The sequence below is a fragment of the Pseudomonas sp. LAMO17WK12:I1 genome, assembly GCF_900177315.1.
GTDB classification, from domain to species: domain Bacteria; phylum Pseudomonadota; class Gammaproteobacteria; order Pseudomonadales; family Pseudomonadaceae; genus Aquipseudomonas; species Aquipseudomonas marginalis.
The window spans coordinates 148927-166090 of the sequence record NZ_FWZV01000008.1; the positions used below are offsets into that span (position 1 = coordinate 148927).

General features: G+C 62.4%; 14 protein-coding genes. 4 read left to right on the forward strand and 10 right to left on the reverse strand.

The features are described from left to right. Nucleotides 1-109: 109 nt before the first annotated feature. The 7 genes from B9N88_RS16935 to B9N88_RS16965 all read right to left on the reverse strand — a co-directional run bounded on the left by B9N88_RS16935 (nucleotide 110) and on the right by B9N88_RS16965 (nucleotide 9877). On the reverse strand, nucleotides 110-1438 hold the full coding sequence (locus tag B9N88_RS16935) for a TolC family outer membrane protein (RefSeq protein ID WP_027605297.1): 1329 nt from the start codon (nucleotides 1436-1438) through the stop codon (nucleotides 110-112). Beyond that, nucleotides 1435-2760 (reverse strand): HlyD family type I secretion periplasmic adaptor subunit, encoded by a 1326-nt coding sequence (locus B9N88_RS16940; protein ID WP_027605296.1) that lies wholly within the window; start codon nucleotides 2758-2760, stop codon nucleotides 1435-1437. The genes B9N88_RS16935 and B9N88_RS16940 overlap by 4 nt, the downstream gene beginning before the upstream one ends. After that, entirely contained in the window at nucleotides 2757-4493 is a 1737-nt protein-coding gene (locus tag B9N88_RS16945) for a type I secretion system permease/ATPase (protein ID WP_027605295.1), read from the reverse strand. The genes B9N88_RS16940 and B9N88_RS16945 overlap by 4 nt, the downstream gene beginning before the upstream one ends. A gap of 174 nt (nucleotides 4494-4667) precedes the next feature. Continuing rightward, nucleotides 4668-5288: a heme acquisition protein HasA gene (locus tag B9N88_RS16950; RefSeq protein WP_027605294.1), complete on the reverse strand. Its 621-nt coding sequence runs from the start codon at nucleotides 5286-5288 to the stop codon at nucleotides 4668-4670. A gap of 103 nt (nucleotides 5289-5391) precedes the next feature. Beyond that, the gene (locus tag B9N88_RS16955; RefSeq protein ID WP_027605293.1) at nucleotides 5392-8142 is read right to left on the reverse strand and encodes a TonB-dependent receptor; all 2751 of its coding nucleotides are present in this window, start codon (nucleotides 8140-8142) and stop codon (nucleotides 5392-5394) included. 151 nt (nucleotides 8143-8293) lie between these two features. After that, nucleotides 8294-9292 carry a FecR family protein gene (locus B9N88_RS16960; RefSeq protein WP_027605292.1) on the reverse strand — a complete coding sequence of 333 codons (999 nt, stop codon included), beginning with the start codon at nucleotides 9290-9292 and terminating at the stop codon, nucleotides 8294-8296. A 63-nt stretch (nucleotides 9293-9355) separates the two neighbouring features. After that, on the reverse strand, nucleotides 9356-9877 hold the full coding sequence (locus B9N88_RS16965) for an RNA polymerase sigma factor (protein ID WP_027605291.1): 522 nt from the start codon (nucleotides 9875-9877) through the stop codon (nucleotides 9356-9358). A gap of 207 nt (nucleotides 9878-10084) precedes the next feature. On the opposite strand from B9N88_RS16965, the gene aroQ reads away from it, so the two are divergent. Both aroQ and B9N88_RS16975 read left to right on the forward strand, forming a co-directional pair. After that, the gene (aroQ, locus tag B9N88_RS16970; protein ID WP_010206717.1) at nucleotides 10085-10534 is read left to right on the forward strand and encodes a type II 3-dehydroquinate dehydratase; all 450 of its coding nucleotides are present in this window, start codon (nucleotides 10085-10087) and stop codon (nucleotides 10532-10534) included. Continuing rightward, nucleotides 10531-11379, forward strand: coding sequence for a shikimate dehydrogenase (locus tag B9N88_RS16975; RefSeq protein ID WP_027605290.1), 849 nt, complete (start codon nucleotides 10531-10533; stop codon nucleotides 11377-11379). Before aroQ ends, B9N88_RS16975 begins: the two co-directional genes overlap by 4 nt. A gap of 49 nt (nucleotides 11380-11428) precedes the next feature. Here B9N88_RS16975 and B9N88_RS16980 read toward each other — a convergent pair whose 3' ends face one another. Then, complete coding sequence (locus B9N88_RS16980; protein ID WP_027605289.1) at nucleotides 11429-12094, reverse strand: TetR/AcrR family transcriptional regulator; 666 nt, start codon at nucleotides 12092-12094, stop codon at nucleotides 11429-11431. 80 nt (nucleotides 12095-12174) lie between these two features. After that, nucleotides 12175-14076, reverse strand: a complete 1902-nt coding sequence (gene quiC / locus B9N88_RS16985; RefSeq protein WP_027605288.1) for a 3-dehydroshikimate dehydratase QuiC — start codon at nucleotides 14074-14076, stop codon at nucleotides 12175-12177. 223 nt (nucleotides 14077-14299) lie between these two features. Between quiC and B9N88_RS16990 the strand changes: the two genes are divergently transcribed. Then, nucleotides 14300-15634 carry an MFS transporter gene (locus B9N88_RS16990; protein ID WP_027605287.1) on the forward strand — a complete coding sequence of 445 codons (1335 nt, stop codon included), beginning with the start codon at nucleotides 14300-14302 and terminating at the stop codon, nucleotides 15632-15634. Here B9N88_RS16990 and B9N88_RS16995 read toward each other — a convergent pair whose 3' ends face one another. Continuing rightward, on the reverse strand, nucleotides 15635-16513 hold the full coding sequence (locus B9N88_RS16995) for a DMT family transporter (protein WP_027605286.1): 879 nt from the start codon (nucleotides 16511-16513) through the stop codon (nucleotides 15635-15637). It lies immediately after the preceding gene. A 199-nt stretch (nucleotides 16514-16712) separates the two neighbouring features. Here B9N88_RS16995 and B9N88_RS17000 point away from each other — a divergent pair, with 199 nt between their 5' ends. Beyond that, nucleotides 16713-17126 (forward strand): membrane lipoprotein lipid attachment site-containing protein, encoded by a 414-nt coding sequence (locus B9N88_RS17000; protein ID WP_027605285.1) that lies wholly within the window; start codon nucleotides 16713-16715, stop codon nucleotides 17124-17126. The last annotated feature ends 38 nt before the right edge of the window (nucleotides 17127-17164 follow it).

The window sequence follows — 17164 nt, forward strand, 5'->3', positions numbered from 1 at the left end:
CGCCAGGTAACAATTTCCCTCTGCCACCCGACAACCGGCTCCCTATTCCCGAAGCTGTTTCACAGATTAGTAACCACAAAAAACCCGACGAATGCCGGGTTGTAACCACTCATGCCGAAGGCTGGAAGTACCCCGCCAACGCCCGCAAGTCCTGCTCGCTCAGCAACCCCGCGTAATACTTCAACTGAATCCTGGCCAGCAGATACGCATGCCGCGCATTGGCCAGGTCGCGGCGGGCGGTGAAGAGTTGTTGTTCGGCGTCGAGTACGTCGAGGTTGACCCGCTCACCGCCGCTGACGCTCTTTCTGGTCGCAGTAACCAGTGCGGTGGCTGAGCTGACGGCCATCTCGTAGGCACGCACTTTCGCCGCACCACTGGTGTTGAGGTTGAACTGCTTGCGCAGCTCCACCAGCGTCGCCGAGGTGTGTGCGTCCAGCTCGTATTGGGCCTGGGACAGTTGATTGGCCGCCTGGCGCGTAGAGGCCGACACCGAGCCGCCGGCAAACAACGGCAGGCTGACCTGGATGCCGACGCTGTTGGTGTCGTACTTCTGGTTGTAGCTGCTTTCCGAATCGGAGCTGGTCTGGCGGCTGCTGGCGTACAGGCTGACCTTGGGCATGTGCCCGGCGCGTTTGCGCTCCACTTCGTAGGACGCCACGTCCAGCGCGTGGTGCTGGGACTTGAGTTCGGGGTTGTTGGCCATGGCCAGTTCGCGCCAGGTTTCGAAGCGGTTGGGCTCCAGGGGCGGGATGTCGAATGGGCGGGCCAGGGGTGCCAGCGCTTCGATCTGCAACGGTTGGCCGACAATCGCTTCCAGCTCGCGCAAGGCGCTGTCCTGGGCGTCCAGCGACTCGATTTCCTCCGCCTGGGCCAAGCTCAAGCGTGCCTGGGTTTCGAGTACATCGGTGCGCGTGCCTTCGCCACCTTTGAGCAGGCGATCATTGAGTTGCAGGCGTTCGGCATACGCACGTTTCTGCGCACGGCTCAACTCGATGCGTTCCTGCGCCAGCAGCGCCTGGCTGTAGGCACTGAGCACGCGCACGGCCAACTCCTGACTCTTACTGCGAAAACGCTCATCGGCCATAAGCGCCTGGGCGGTGCCTTGGCGAAAGCGCGCGTAGGCTTCGTAGTCCAGCAACGGTTGCTGCAAAGTCAGGGTCGAGGCATAGCTGCGGTAATCACGGTCGCTGGTGACATCGCCGACGGCGGTGCTTTGGGTAACTTCGGATTCGTTGCGCGAGTTGTTATAGCTCCAGGACAGGTTCGGCAATAACGCCGCTCGGCCGATCACGCGGTTCTCTTCACCGGCCTCGCGCTCCTGGATGGCGGCCTGGAAGGTCGGGTCATTGCGCAGGGCGAGGTCGTAGGCGTCGAGCAAACCCAAGGCATGTGCCGCCGGTGTAACGCTCAGGCACAGGGTCAAAAACAGCGCCTTCATTCTTCCACCAGGGCCATGTGGGTACGGTCCAGCAAGGGTTTGAACAGGTAGTTGAGCATCGAACGCTCACCGGTCTTGATGAAGGTTTCCACCGGCATGCCCGGACGAATCCGCACGCCGTCCAGTTGTTGCATGCCCCCCGCACTGACCTGGGCGCGCACGGTGTAATAAGGCTCATCGGTGCGCTCATCGACCTGGCGGTCGGCGGAGACCAGCGTCACCTCACCGGCCACCCGTGGGGTGGTGGCCTGGTTGAACGCCGAGAACAGCAACTCCACCGGTAGGCCCGGATGCACCTTGTCGATCATTTGCACCGGCACCCGCGCTTCCACCCACAGCGGTTCGCCCTGGGGCACGATGTCCATCAGGGCCTGGCCGGGCTTGATCACGCCGCCTTCGGTGTACACCTCCAACCCGACCACCACCCCCGAGGCCGGCGCCCGCACCAGGCTGTTGGCCAGTTCGAACTCGGCCGACGCCAGGCGGTTACGCAGGTCATCGCTGCGGGTACGGGTCTCGGCCAACTGGCCGCGCAGGTCTTTCTGGAACTCTTCGCCGAGCTGGCGGATGCGCAGGCGCAGTTCCACAACCTGGCGCTGCAACTGGCCGATGCGTCCGTAGTCTTCGGCAATCGCGCCGTCGACCTGGGCGTACAGGCGCTCGCTGTCGAGCAGGCGATTGCGCGGGATATAGCCATCGCGCGCCAACTCGCGCAGCCCTTGCAGTTGCTCGTTCAATGCCGCGCGTTGCTGCAGCTTGCTCGCCTGGGAATCCCGCGTGCCGCGCAACTGCGCCTCGGCGCCGGCGATGGTTTCGCGCAGGCCTTGCTGCTCGGTGGCCAGCGCCTGGGCGCGGCTGGTGAACAGTTGCCGTTGCAGGTTCAGGGTGTTGGCCGCCTCCGGCTCGTTGAGCAATTCAGGACCGAAGGTGATGGCGGGCAGCCCTTCGCTTTCCGCACTCAAGCGCGCCTCACTGGCCAGGGACGCCAGGTACTGGCTGCGCAGCGACTGCATCTGCCCGCGCAAGGGCGTCTCCTTCAAGCGCAACAGCACCTGGCCGGCGTTGACCACATCACCGTCACGCACCTCGATACGCTCGACGATGCCCCCGGCAGGATGCTGCACGGTCTTGCGATGGCCAGAGACCATGACCTTGCCCGACACCGCCACGCCCTTGTCCAGCGGCGCCAACGCGGCCCAGCCGATAAATCCGGCAAAGCCGCCAAGCACCAACAACCAGCCCAGGCGCGAATATTTTTTGTCATCCAGCGCCAACACCGTGTGAGGGCGGTCGCTGACCAGCACCGGCTTACTCATGCTCATGCCTGTTTTCCTTCGCCGAGGCGGTAGCTCATGCTCAGGGTCGACACCGGTTTGGAGGCTGCCGGTTTCTGCCGTGCCTCCAGCACCCGCGCCGTCGGACCAAAGGCCTGCAACTGGCCGTCCTTGAGGATCAGCAACTGGTCGGTCAGGCTCAGTACATTGGCTTTGTGGGTAATCAGGATCACCGTGCGGCGCTGCTGCTTAAGCTGGGTGATGGCCTGGAGCAGCGCCTGCTCGCCCACTTCGTCGAGGTTGGCGTTGGGCTCATCCAGCACGATCAACGCCGGCAGGCCGTACAGCGCACGGGCCAGGGCCACGCGTTGTTTCTGGCCACCGGACAACCCCGCACCGCCCTCCCCCAATTGCGTGTCATAGCCTTGGGGCAGTTGCAGGATCAGTTCATGTACGCCGGCCATTTTCGCGGCGGCCAGGACGTTGTCGCTATCCAGTTCGGCAAACCGTGCGATGTTGTCGGCGATGCTGCCGGCGAACAATTGAATGTCCTGGGGCAGGTAGCCGATGTGCGGGCCGAGTTGCTGTTTGTCCCACTGGGCCAGGTCGGCGCCGTCCAGCCGCACCTTGCCGGCCAGCGGTGCCCAGGCGCCCACCAGCACCCGCGCCAGGGTGGATTTGCCGCAGCCGGAAGGTCCGATCACGCCGAGCACGTCCCCCGCTGGCAGGTTGAACCCCAGATTGGCCAGCGCCGGTCGACGGCTACAGGGGGCGCAGGCGCTGATGTGCTCGACGCTCAACTGGCCCTTGGGCACCGGCAGGCTCATGCGCGGCGGTCGCGCCGGGTTGGCCGCCAGCAGTTGCGACAAGCGCTCGTAGGCCAGGCGCGCCGAGCCCCATTGTTTCCAGACGCCGATCAGTTGGTCGATGGGGCTCAGCACCCGCCCCATCAGGATCGAGCCGGCAATCATCATCCCCGGCGTGATATCGCCCTGCACCGCCAGCAACGCGCCCAGGCCGAGTACCAGCGATTGCAAGGCCAGGCGTACGCCCTTGGACCAGGCGGTGACGGCGGCGGTCTTTTCACTGGCCAGGTTTTGCTGGGCGAGGAACGCCTGGTGCTGATTGAACCAACGCCCGCGCAAGGTGGCGAGCATGCCCATGGCCTCGATGCTGTCGGCATTGCGCAGGTTGGCCGTGGCCTGCTGGCTGGCGTGGATGGACAGTTGGCTGGCCTGGGCCATCGGCGCCTGGCTGACATGGTGGTTGATCCACGCCAACGCGATCAATATCGCCGCGCCGCCCAGCGCCAGCAGGCCAAGCCAGGGGTGGAACAGGAAGATCACCAGCAGGTACACCGGAAACCACGGCGCGTCGAAAAACGCGAACAGCGCCTGGCCGGTGGCGAACTGGCGCAAGGTGGTCAGGTCATGCAACGCCTGGCCCGCCGCCTGGGTGCCGCCCTTGAGTTGCGCTTCGAACGCGGCGTCGTAGACCCGTTGGTTCAGGCCCATGTCCATCTGCGTGCCGAGGCGGATCACCACCTGGCTGCGCACCCACTCCAACGCCCCCATCAGGCCGAACAGGCCGAGGATCATCAGCGTCAGCATCAACAGGGTCATCTGATTGCCCGAGGCCAGCACCCGGTCATATACCTGCAGCATGTACAGCGCCGGAGCCAGCATCAGCAGGTTGATCACCGCCGAGAACAGGCCGATGTTGAAGAAGCCACTTTTATAGGCCGTGAGGGCGGCCAGGGTTTCGTTGCCGACGTGGCGCATCTGGGGATTCTCGTGGGGTTGAACGTGCAGCGTCGCCGCGTTGACAGCCGATACGGCGCTGCGCAGAATTCGGCACCGCCGTCGCCGGAAGAGTTAGAAGGCTTGGGCGACGGCGGTGTAGTACGGCGAATGGGAGAGCGATCTTCCATTCGCTTTTTTCAGGCGGCAGCAGGTTCAGGCAGCGAGTGCCCAGTCCTGTGCCACGTCCTGCACGCCCACCAGGGCAACGTCGGTGGACACTGCGCTGGCGTGTGCCGCCAGGCCCGCCGACACTTCGTCGAAGGTGCTGGCAGTGGACAGGCCAAAGTCGTCGAGCAGGTTGTTGAGCACGGTTTCCAGCGCGGCGGTGTTGCCCTGCATCAAACCGTAGATAACGCTTTGTACGTCGTTGCCAGCCCGGCCGGCGCCCTCGGCGGCGCTCAGGTCGAGGCCGTTGAACGCGACCTTGAAGTCGCTCAGGGAGAAGTCGCTGCCATTGCCGCCGCCCAGGCCTGTGCCCAGTTGCACGTTATCCAGGTCGCCCCACAGGTAGTGGTTCAGGTTGCTGCTGGCGGGCAACGACGGGTTGAACACATAGTGCAGGCCATTGCTGGTGTCGCTGTCGGCGATGAACGCGTACTCGGAGTTGTTGGCGCCGTGGGTCGAATACTGGTCGCCGCTGAGGGTGCCGTTGCTGAAGCCGCCGGTGTTGCTGGTGCCGTGCCCTGCAGTGTTGAACCCCACTGCCCAGGAGCTCAGGTAGTCCGATACCGACAGAGAACCCAGGCCCGAATCGTAGCTAACAGAAATAGTCATCGCTAAACCTCGTTAAACAACGTTGTTGATGAGCACGCCGGTGCGGCGCGCCTTTTTGCCCACCCATGGGCAAAACCGTTGATCAAGTGCCTGCGCACGCTGATCAGAATTTGTATTCCAACATGCCGCTCAGGGTTCGCCCGCGCGCCAGGCTGAGGTTGTTGGCGTCGCCCATGGCGACGAAATAGGCTTCATCGGTGGCGTTTTCCAACGCCAGTGCAATGTTCAGTTGATCCGTCATCCAGTAACTGGCGTACAGGTCATAGAGCGTGTACTTGGGCCACATCGCCTGATCAATCAACTCGTAGCCCTGCTGATTGAGGTTTTCGCCGTTGCCCGAGCTGTAGCGCACACGCACACCCGTATCCAGGCGTTTTTCCAGGAAGCGCGTACCCAGGGTCAGCGAGCCGCGATCGGCCGGCATGTACGTGGCGTTCCCCATGATTCGTCCGCAGCTTTCCTTGTTGTTGGCGACGTCGTCATCCAACACCTCATAGGTGGTGACCGGCCGTATGCCGATGCGCCCATCCGGCAGGGTGAAACGCTCCAGGCGAGTAGTCCTTGGCCCGGTGGTCTTGGCACCGCCCATGTAATAGTTCTTCGAGCAGAACTCATTGCTGCCGATCATGTGGGTGTAGCTGAGGTTGGCGTACGCGCGGCCCATGTCGTAATTGAGCTGGTATTCGACCCCGCGAAAACGCGTCGGGTTGGTGTTATTGACGTAAGCCATGGTCCCGAGGAATCCACCCACCTGGGTTTCCGGCAAGCTGACGCTGGTGTTGAGGAAAGAGAAGTTTTCAATCCGGGTATCGAAGTACGCCACTTTCATGCCGAGGCGATCGTCACTGAAAAACAAGCCTTCCTTGAAGACATTCATGCCCACTTCCCAATCCCGTGACTCTTCAGGCTTGAGGTAGGGGTTGGGAAATACGCGCTCTCCCGAACCGCCACCGTGGGGTCGGCCGGTCATGAAGGTTTCGGTCACCGCCGGTGGCCGCCAGCCCTTGCCCCACCGGGTATAGAGCTGCAGCCAGTCCACGCCCGGTTTCACCGCGAGACCGAAGGTGGGGGAAAACTGGCCTTCTTCGCGGTCGACCTCCATCACTTCCGAGACACGCCTGGCGCCGACAAGGCTGTTGTAGAAGCGATCACGCCGGTACAGGGTCATGCCGGTTTCGCCTTCGAGCCGATAGCGGTCATAACGCAAGCCCGCATCCAGGGTCAGCCAGCCGCCATATTCGTACTGCGCGTTGTTGAACAGGCTGGCGATGGTGCGTTTGCCCCCTGGCGTGCCGCCCTCTGCGTAAGGCAACAAGCCCAGGTTGTTGGTGGCTTCAACTTTGTTGGTGCGGGGCTTGAACTCGTCCTGGTACAGCTCCACCCCGTAGTTCCAGGTGACATGCCCCTGTTCGCCAAAATCGAACCGCGAGCTGTTGTCACCCTGCAGGCCCCAGGTGTCGGTCTGGAAGTGATCGGTGTAGGCGCCGACGTAGTTACCGGTACCTGGCGACGACAGGTTGGGGGCGTTGCTGCGATCCATCTGGGTGGTGACGTAATAGAGCTTGGCCTTGAGATCGATCAGCGGGTTGTCCGGGCTGTAGCTGTAGTCCAGCGCGACGTTTTTGGCGTTGAGATTGTTTTTGCTGGTGCGTACGTAGTAGGTGCTCTGAAGGTCGTTGGCGATATAGCCCCAGGCATCGTTACTGTCGGTGTCGGTTTCCAGGTAGCTCAACTGCACGCGCTGGTCGTTGGGCAGGTTCAGGCCGAACTTGACGATCTGCGAGCGGGTCACGCTGCCGGTGTCGCCGACTTCGCTGTTCAACCAGTCGTCGAAGGCCGCAGGGGCAGATGACCTGGCGCGCAGGTTGGTGCCCAGGTTGTCGTCGTTGTGCCGGCCGGCGCGGTAGTTACCGAAATGCCGCTCGCTGTAGCCCAGCACGACATCACCGCGCTCATCACCAAAGGCAAACACGCCACTGCCGTTGAAGTCGGTGCCGTTACCCAGCTCACCGATGCCGCTGCCGGCGCGAAGGCGGCCGCCGTAGTCCTTGCCGTCCGTGAGGAACTCACTGGCATCCAGGGTCTTGAACGAAGCAATGCCGCCCAGCACGGCCGCACCGCCCTGCCCCGACTGGCTGCCTTTGTCGATCTCGATGCTGGAGATGAACTCCGGGTCGATCAGCATGGTGCCGTTGCGCTGCTGGTGGCCGTTGACATTGAAGTTCTGGCGCATGCCGTCGATGTTCATGTTCACCCGGCCATAGTCCTGCACACCGCGAATATTCACCGACAGGCCGGGGTCGCGCTGGTTGACGGCGGTGTAGACGCCAGCGGTTTCTTCGAGCATGTCGGCGGCGTGACGGGGCGGACGTTTATCGATCATGTCGCGGCTGATCACCGCCACGGACTTTGGGGTCTGGTACACCCAGTCGCTGGCCTGGCCGTTGGTGTTGCCGGTGATGGTGGTGGTGCCCACGGTCATGGCGCCGTCGGGGTCGTCACTGACACGGTTGAGGGTGACCTGGCGCTCACCGGTAAAGCGATATTCCACCGGCGTGGCACCGAGCAAACGGCCAAGCCCTTCCTGCACGCTGAAGCTGCCTTTGAGCGCGGTGCTGCGCAAGCCTTGCAGGCGCGGGCTGTCAAATAGCACCTGCAGACCGGCCTGGTCGGCAAAGGCCAATACGGCACTGCCCAAGGATTGCGCCGGGACATCGAACACCCGCACCGCCGACTGGGCAGCGTCCGCCTGAGGTTGCACCGCATACACGGGAGCGGCCGCGGCGAACAGACCCAAGTGGATGGCCAGGGCTAACCGGCTACCGGTGATACGCCCCTTGGTGAGTGCTGACATTTCTGGTTTCCCTGCGCTGATCGTATGTTTGTTTATGCGAATGCTTCTCACCTAGCAAGACGTACGAGGCACAGGAAGTCAGTAAGGTTTTTTAAAAAGTTTTTGCGAAGGGGGGTTTTAAGCGGGTGAGAGCAGGCCTCCCACCGGGTCATCAATAGATCAGGCTGAGGCCTGCCAGGTCCAAGCGTTGCACTTGAAGTTCCTGGGTGAGCGTTCCGAGGGCGCTGTCGAGCATGTCGAGACGGAAGACGCCGCTGACTTCGCGCTCGCCCAAATCGGAATGGGTCAACACCACCCGCCCCGGACGGTAGCGATTGAGCTGCTCAATGACCTTGGCCAGGGGCTGGCGGTCAAAGATCAGTACGCCGCGTCGCCAACTGGTGGCACGGTCTACATCGAACTGATCCAGGGGCACCACCCCCTCCTGGGCGTTGTAGCGCGCAGCCTGGCCCTCCTGGAGCACCCGATCGCTCGGGCCTTTTTTCGGCGAGGCGTGCAAAGACACTTCGACGCTGTGCTGCAACACGCCCACCCAAGCACGGCGGTCGGCCTCGCGCTCCACCACAAACCGCGTGCCCAACGCCCGCGTCTGCCCGCCGGCGCTCTGCACCACGAACGGACGGGTCTCCTGACCCGCCATCGGCGCCACATCAAAAATCGCCGAGCCCTGGATCAGGCTGATACGCCGCTGCACGCCGTCGTAATCCAGGCGGATGGCACTGGCGGAATCCAGCTCCACCGTGCTGCCATCGGCCAAGTGCACGGTGCGTACCTCGCCCTTTTGGGTGACATAGTCGGCCTGCATGCGCAGCCAGGCGTCCGGCCCGCGCAGCCAGCCGACGCCGGCCACCACCACGACCAGCGCGACCGCCGCCGCACGTTGCCATGGCCTGCGCCGCAGGGAGCGACGCACGGGCAGCGCTGCAGTCGCGGGGCGCTGGCGGTGAACGCTCTCGTCCTTATGCACCTCGCCCAACGCCGCCCAGGTCTGTTCGGCAAAGCGCAGCGCCGCTTCGTGGCGGCTGTCGCAGGCGATCCACTGGCGCAGCTCGGCCTGCTCCTGGTCGGTCAGGGCACCGGCGTGCAGGCGCACCGCCCACTCGGCGGCCTCCTCGGTAATGCTGTGCTGTTGCGGACCCTGGCTATTCACGTGTGAATCTCGAATTTTTCGTTATATGACGCTGTGACGTCTGAGCTGAGGTTTTTCCGTAATTCATTCGTCGGCTGGCCCCACCTCGCCGTCCTGCAAGCGCTGCATCACATACGCCAGCGCCTTGGCCAGGTGCTTTTGCACGGAGCTGTCGGAGATATCCAAATGCCGGGCGACCTGGGCGTGGGTCATGCCCTCTATACGGTTCAGACGGAAGATCTGCTGGGTGCGTTCCGGCAATTCCGCCAACGCCTGCTTCAATGCCTGTCGCTGTTGCTGCGCCATTGCCTGAGCCTCCAACCCGGCCACTTCATCTTCAATCTCGGCCAGCGCCTCATGGGGCACGGAGTCTGTCTTGCGCCGCGCTTCCTGGCGAATATGGTCGATCAGCAGATTGCTCGCCGTTCGATAGAGATAGCCCTGGGAGTTGTCGATACGCTCGCCGGCAGGTTTTTCCGCCAGGCGCAGGAAGCTCTCCTGCACCAGGTCGGCCGCCAACTGCGGGTCCCGTACCTTGCGCGCCAGATACCCGCGCAGGGTATCGGCGTGCTTGAGAAACAGGCCTTTGAGATCCACGTCCGACAAACCGACTCCCTGGAATGTAAAGGAAACAGGCGGGCATCTTAAGCGTTGTCGAGAATGATTTTCAATTGATATCTAATCTGATTCGAGCGCCGGACACGTCTGATTAACGGTTCGGTAATCGAACACATCTGCCGTCATCAATTGACCAAATTAACTAACCAGTACATTTTATCCCCACAACCAACAAGAACTGTGGAGATCCCCCGTATGCCGCCCATCGTGCTGGTGCTCAACGGCCCCAACCTCAACCTGCTCGGCACCCGCGAACCCGCGACCTACGGCCATGAAACCCTGGCCGACGTCGCTGCCCTGTGCGGCCGCAGCGCCGAACAACTGGGGCTTAAAATCGAATTCCGCCAGACCAACCACGAAGGCGAACTGCTCGACTGGATCCACGGCGCCCGCGCCCGCTGCGCCGGTATCGTGATCAACCCGGCAGCCTGGACCCACACCTCGGTGGCCATTCGCGACGCCTTGGTGGCCAGTGAAGTGCCGGTGATCGAGGTGCACTTATCCAACGTGCATGCGCGCGAGGCGTTTCGGCATCACTCGTTTGTGTCGCCCATCGCCAAGGCGGTGCTCGCGGGCTTTGGCAGCCATGGCTACCACTTGGCCCTGGAACATTTCAGCCAGTTGTTGAAGGGGTCGGCCCGATGAAACCGCGCATCCTCGCCGGCCTGATCGGCGCCGGCATCCAGGCCTCCCGCACCCCCGCCTTGCATGAGCAGGAAGGCGACGCCCAAGGTTTGCGCTACCTGTATCGCCTGATCGACCTTGAGCCCCTGCACCTGGACATCAACGCCCTGCCCGACCTGCTGGACGCCGCCGAGTTGATGCACTTCACCGGGTTGAACATTACCTACCCGTGCAAGCAGGCAATCCTGCCGTTGCTCGATGATTTGTCCGACGAGGCCCGAGGCATCGGAGCGGTCAACACCGTGGTCTTCAAGGACGGCAAGCGTATCGGCCATAACACCGACTGCCTGGGGTTCGCCGAGGGCTTTCGCCGCAACCTCAACGATGTGCCGCGCCAACGCGTGGTGCAGATGGGCGCGGGTGGCGCCGGTGCCGCGGTGGCGCATGCACTGCTGGCCGAAGGTGTGGAACAGTTGAGCGTTTTCGACGTGGACCCCAGTCGCGCCCGCGACCTTGTGGATAACCTCGCCCAGCGTTTCGGCGCCGGTCGCGCCCAGGTCGGCACCCACCTGGAGAACGCCATGGCCGAGGCGGATGGCCTAGTCAACACCACGCCCATGGGCATGGCCAAGCTGCCCGGCACACCGGTGCCCGCGGCCCTGCTGAGAGCCGAACTGTGGGTGGCTGAAATTGTGTATTTCCCGCTGGAAACCGAACTGCTGCGCGATGCCCGCGCCTTGGGCTGCCGCACCCTGGATGGCGGCAACATGGCAGTGTTCCAGGCGGTGAAGGCGTTTGAGTTGTTCAGTGGCGAGGTGCCGGATGCGCAGCGGATGCTCGCGCACTTCAAGAGCATGAACATCTGAAAGTTGGGAGGGAGCCAAGCGCCCTCCCACATGGGGTCAGGCGGTGTACTCAGGCCTGCAGGTAGCGCAGCACCGATTCGCAAATCATCTCGCGATGCCGCTGTTTAACCGCCTCATCCGACAGGTCGATCTGAAAGATCTCACTGAACGTATGGCGGTTGGACACCCGGTAAAAGCTGAATGAGTTGATCAGCAGGTGCACGTCTAACGGTTCCAGCCCTTCACGGAACAGCCCCATCTCGGCGCCCCGACGCAAGGTCACGCCCAGCCCCTCGAGGATTTTGCTGTTCATCGCCTTGATGGTTTCGGTGCGCTTCACGTACTCGGCATTGTGGATATTTTCGATGCTGACAATACGCACGAAATCGACGTTCTGATCGTGGTGATCGAAGGTGAACTCCACCAGCCGCCGGATCGCCTCACGCGGTTCCAGGGCGGTGAGGTTCATCCGCGTTTCGGTGTTGCGAATATCGCCGTAGAGCTTCTCCAGCACCTCGACGTACAACTGCTCCTTGCTGCCGAAGTAGTAATAGATCATGCGTTTGGAGGTATGGATGCGCTCGGCGATGGCATCCACGCGAGCGCCGGACAGGCCCTGCTGAACAAACTCGACGATGGCTTCCTGGAGAATGTTCTCGCGGGTCTTTTCCGGGTTGTTCTTACGACTCTTGCGCGGTGCGTCTGACACCGCGGGGAGTTCGGGACTTGAGGTCATGGTGCGCTCACGGCCATTTTTGTTGTGCAGGCCGCGATTATGGGCCGAGGCGTCCTACGAAGGAAGCACCAGGCCCACCGTTATAAACGCGCCTGGCGCACCGCGCCGCTGCGGGATTTGGCCATCGCCGCCAAGCGCACCGCCACGTTGGCTGCGCCGTAGCCGGCGTAACCGTTCTTGCGTTGGATGATCTCGAAGAAAAACCGTCCCTCGAAGGGCTCGGTGTACACATGAAACAACTCACCGCCCTGGGCGTCACGGTCGTACAACACGTTGTAGTACGCCAGTTCGCTGAGGAACTCATCATCGAAATCAAAGCGCGCGGCCAGGTCATCGTAGTAGTTGAGCGGAATATCCAGCAGCGGCACCCCGGCCTCCTTGGCACGGCGCACTTCGGCAAAAATATCCGCGCAGTCAAAGGCGATGTGATGCACACCCGAGCCGCGATAGCTCGACAGCGCGTGGGATATCGCGGTGTTGCGGTTCTCGGAAATATTCAGCGGCAAGCGAATCGAGCTGCAACGGCTGCGCAGCGCACGGCTTTTCACCAGGCCGTAGGGGTCGGGCAGTACCACTTCGTCATCGGCTTCGAAATCCAGCAGGCTCTTGTAGAACAGCACCCAGCTGTCGAGGCTGTCGGCCGGCAAGGCCATGGCCATGTGGTCGATGCGCAGCAAACCACCGCCGGCCGCGCTGGACGCTTGCAGATTGAAATCGGTGTCGTAGATCCCGCCCTCACTCTGATCCACCAGGTAAATCAGGCTGCCGTCCGGCGCACGCACCGCCGCCAGCTCCAGCTCGTTGGGCCCGACCAGGCCGCGGTAGGGCTGGCCTTTGTAGGCCACCGCCCGTTCCAGGGCCTTGGCGCTGTCCTTGACCCGAATCGCCGTGGCGCACAACGATGGCCCATGGGCCTCGAAAAAGTTATGCGCAAAGGAATAGGGTTCGCAGTTGAGGATCAGGTTGATGTCGCCCTGGCGCAGCAGGCTAACGCTCTTGGAGCGGTGCTGGCCGGCCTTGACGAAACCCAGGCGTTCCAGCCAATGGGTGAGCTTGGCGCCGAGGTTTTCATCCACGGCGAATTCGAGGAACTCGATACCGTCGTATTCGCTGGCCGCCGGGGTATCAAACAGAATCTCGACAGGTTGCGCGGGCGCCTCCTGTTGCAGGCGCTCGCGGGTTTTCTCTTCCAGGTACAGCAGGGAGCGCAGGCCATCCGCCGCATTCGCGCGGGTTGGCGCGGCGCGGAAGCCATCGTTGAAAATTTCCAGGGACAACGGCCCGGTGTAGCCGCTCTTGATGATCGGCGCGAGGAACCCCGCCAGGTCGAATTCACCCTGGCCGGGGAAGCAGCGAAAATGCCGGCTCCACTCCAGCACATCCATGGCCAGGATCGGCGCGTCGGCCATCTGCACGAAGAAGATCTTGTCGCCGGGGATCTGCGCGATGGCGCTCGGGTCGCCCTTGAGCGACAGCGTGTGGAAGCTGTCGAGCAACACCCCAAGGCTCGGGTGATCGACCTGGCGCACCAGGTTCCACACCTGCTGCCAGGTGTTTACATGCTTGCCCCAGGCCAACGCTTCATAACCAATGCGCAGGCCGCGACGGCCGGCGTGTTCGGCCAACAGGCCGAGGTCGTCGAGCAGGATGCGTTCATCCCCGACGCAATCGGCCGAGGCATTGCTGCACACCAGCACCAGGTCGGTGCCCAGTTCCTGCATCAGGTCGAACTTGCGCTCGGCGCGCTCCAGGTTGCGCGCCAGGCGATCGCGGCGGCAGCCTTCAAAGTCGCGAAACGGCTGGAACAAGGTGATGGCGATGCCGAGGTCGGCGCACATCTGCCTGACCTCACGGGGGCTGCCGTCGTAATACAACAGGTCGTTTTCGAAGATCTCGACCCCATCGAACCCGGCGGCAGCAATGGCTTCGAGCTTTTCCGGCAGGGTACCGCTCAAGGACACGGTGGCGATGGAACGTTGCATGGGCGACTCCCGGCAATTGTTGTTTGTGGCAAATTATTCGCCCCCAGACTACCCGCAGCAATTAAAATGTACGAACCGGTTAGTTTTTGGTGCGATTATCGAACACTAAGCCTCTTTGGCGAATTGACGATTTTTTAGCCACTGCGCACCATCAATCACGCAGCGACACCCAAAAGAAGACCCACAACACCTCATAAAAATTTCAAAAAACGGGTACAACCACATGCCTTCGCAAAACTCCGCCCTGGCCGCGCGCCCGGGCACCCCGCACGCCGGCATCGGCGACAAGATCCGCGGCGCCCTCGCCGTGGGTAAAACCCGCTGGGGCATGCTGGCCCTGGTGTTCTTTGCCACCACCCTCAACTACATCGACCGCGCAGCCCTGGGCGTGATGCAACCGATCCTGGCCAAGGAAATGAGCTGGACGGCGATGGACTACGCCAACATCAATTTCTGGTTCCAGGTCGGCTACGCCGTCGGCTTTGTGCTGCAAGGCCGGCTGATCGACCGCGTGGGCGTCAAGCGCGTGTTCTTCTGCGCCGTACTGTTGTGGAGCCTGGCCACCGGTGCCCATGGCCTGGCCACTTCGGCGGTCGGCTTTATGGTCTGCCGCTTTATCCTCGGGCTGACCGAAGCCGCCAACTACCCGGCCTGCGTGAAGACCACGCGCCTGTGGTTCCCCGCCGGTGAGCGCGCGGTGGCCACCGGTATCTTCAATGCCGGTACCAACGTTGGCGCGATGATGACGCCGATGCTGCTGCCGCTGATCCTGCATGTGTGGGGCTGGCAGGCGGCGTTCCTGTGCATGGCGTCGCTGGGCGCGATCTGGCTGGTGTTCTGGGGTTTGAAGTACTACAACCCGGAAGACCACCCAACCGTCAAACAATCCGAACTGGACTACGTGCAACAGCAAGTCGAACCGGAACAACCCGGCGTACCCTTCAGCCGCATCCTGCGCATGCGCGGCACCTGGGCCTTCGCCATCGCCTATGCACTCACTGCACCGGTGTTCTGGTTCTACCTGTATTGGCTGCCGCCGTTCCTGAACCAGCAATACAACCTGGGCATCAACGTGACCCAGATGGGTATCCCGCTGATCATCATCTATCTGACCGCCGACTTCGGCAGCGTGGGCGGGGGGATTCTGTCGTCGTTCCTGATCGGCCGTGGGATGAACTCAATCAAGGCGCGGTTGCTGTCGATGTTGCTGTTTGCCTGCTGCATCGTCGGCGTGATCATGGCGGCCGGCTCCAGCCAGTTGTGGGTCGCGGTGTTTGCCATTTCCCTGGCCATCGGTGCGCACCAGGCGTGGACCGCCAACATCTGGAGCCTGGTGATGGACTACACGCCCAAGCACATGATGAGCACGGTGTTCGGTTTCGGCGGCATGTGCGCGGCCATCGGCGGCATGTTCATGACCCAGATCGTCGGCCACATCCTCACCGTCACCAACAACAACTACACCGTGTTGTTCACCCTGATCCCGGCGATGTACTTCATTGCGCTGACCTGGATGTACTTCATGGCACCGCGCAAGATTCCGACCGTAGACGCCTGATCACCTGCGCCGCTGCTGCCAGGCAGCGGCCAGACCGCTCATGCAGATCACCCCGATGCCGACCACCGTGGTCACATCGGGGGTATGGTTGAACACCAGCCAGCCCAACAACCCCGCGAAGACGATCTGGCAATAGCCGAACGGCGCCAGCAAGGCCGGTGCGGCAAAGCGGAACGCCTGGGTCAGCATCAAGTGAGCAGTCATCCCACAGGTGCCCAGCGCCAGCATCAGCACCCCGTGCCACAGCGTGGGCACCTGCCAGAAGAACGGCACCATCGCACTCATCACCAAGGTATTGCACAGCCCGGCGAAGAAGTTGCTGGTGGTGGGCGTGTCGTATTGGCTGAGGATGCGCGTGAGCAGTTGGTAGAAGCAGAAAAACAGCGCCGAACACAGCGGCAGCAACACCGCCGGCGTAAACAACTCACCGCCTGGGTGAATGATCACCAGCACGCCGACAAACCCGCAGATCACCGCCAGCCATTGGCCGCGTGTCACGTGTTCGCCGAGCAGCGGCACCGACAGTGCCGTCACCAGGATTGGCGCAAGGAAGTTCACCGCCGTGGCTTCCGCCAATGGGATGTAATGCAACGCCGTGGTGAAAAACAGGCTGGTGCCCAACAGGCACAAGGCCCGCACCACCTGCATCCCCGGTCGTTTACTGCGCAGCACCCGCAAACCCGATTGCGGCAGGAAAATCCCGGCCATCAGCAAGGTGTGCACCACGTAGCGCGCCCACACCACCATCACGATCGGGTAAAACCCGGCCAGGTACTTGGACAAGGCATCGTGGCTGGAGAACAGGAATGTCGCCAACACGATCAGCAAAATGCCTTTGAAGGGATGGTTGACGCCGGAAAGGGGGGTGCTGACAGTCATGGAATTCTCTTGCGTGGCGAGCGGAACGCTGAGCACTGAACGAAGCAGCGCTCAACCCGGTAATCTAGCAGCCGGGCTGGAGCCTGCCCCAAGAGCATAACCAAACACCGGGCGAACAGCGCACTAAATCACCGGATTCGAGTCCAACGCAGCACCTTAGCCTGCGCATTGCATACTTTTTAACCAAGGCCTCGTTGCTATGAAAAAATTCCTCTTTGTTCTTTCTGCCCTTGCCCTGCTGACCGCCTGCGACCAGGCGTCCAAGCAAGCGCCCAAACCTGCGCCGCCTTCCGTGCAGGCCGCCCTGGTACCCGAAACCCCGCCCACGGATAAATGGGTCGGCAAATGGATCGGCGTCGAAGGCCTGCACCTGACCATCGCCAAGGACGACAGCGTCGGCCGTGGCCATTACCTCCTGACCATGCAATACGGCCTCGACGCCGACGACTCGGGCACCTTCAAGGGTGAAGCGGCCGAAGACGGCATCGCCTTCACCCGTCCGGACGGCCCGCAACTCCTACGCGCCGGCGACGGAGAAGCGACCGGGCTGAAATGGCTGGCGGACAAAAAAGACTGCCTGATCGTCGCCACCGGCGAAGGCTATTGCCGTTAATACCGACCATACTCAATCACGGTTAGCACACAGAGGAT